This window comes from Ruegeria sp. O6, assembly GCF_056535045.1.
This window is the reverse complement of record NZ_JBQERM010000042.1, coordinates 1-895: the sequence shown is the minus strand read 5'-3', so window position 1 is coordinate 895 and position 895 is coordinate 1. Positions and strand designations below refer to the sequence as shown.

Annotated in this window: 1 protein-coding gene; it reads right to left on the bottom strand. The window is 55.1% G+C overall.

Translation table 11 applies throughout. The features are described 5' to 3' along the window. Positions 1-73: 73 nt before the first annotated feature. A partial coding sequence (locus ACR0DY_RS19890; protein WP_480899027.1) for an IS3 family transposase occupies positions 74-895 on the bottom strand: 822 nt, incomplete at its 5' end.

Below are 895 nucleotides of genomic sequence, written 5' to 3'. Positions count from 1 at the left end.
TGTCCGTCATCGAATGATTTGGAACACGAGCGTTTGATTGGCTTAGGAGGATCAGGCTCGCCGCAGTTTCAATCTACGCCGCGTTCTGATGATGCAGCAAGCGGCGTTTCTGGATTGTCTGGTGTTTGATTTCCTTTCTGCGTCTGAGGATTGTTTCGGCTCGACCGAAATAGACATCGGCGGGTGTCAGATTGCTGATGCTCTCGTGGTATCGGTTGTGGTTGTAGTGATTGATGAAGTCGCCGATGGCCTGTTCGAGCGCTCCTGGCAGATAGTAGTTTTCCAGCAGGACACGGTTCTTCATCGTCTGATGCCATCGCTCAATCTTGCCCTGGGTCTGCGGATGGTTGGGCGCTCCCCGAACATGATCCATACCCTGCTCATCCAGCCATTTCGCCAACTCGCCAGAGATGTAACTGCTGCCGTTGTCGCTGAGCAGCCGGGGCTTGTGGGCAACGGTGACACTGTCACAACCTGATGCAGCCAAAGCGTCTTCCAGCGTTCCTGTGACATCGTCAGCTTTCATCGTGGTGCAAAGGCGCCAAGAGACAACGTAACGGCTGTAATCATCCAGGATCGTAGACAGGTAGAACCAGCCCCAACCGATGACTTTGAGATAGGTGAAGTCGGTCTGCCAAAGCTGGTTCGGCCGCACAGTCTTCTCATGGAATTCATCCGCCGCTTTGATGGTGATGCAGGCTGGGCTAGTGATCAGATCTTGTGCCTTCAGAAGCCTGTAAACACTGGCCTCAGAAACGAAGTAGCGCCTGGTGTCGGTGAACCGCACCGCAAGCTCGCGGGGCGATAACTCGGGTTCTTCCAGAGCCAGTTCCACGATCTGCTTGCGCACCTTGTCGGGGATGCGGTTCCAAACCCTACCTGGCCGGGAATGGCG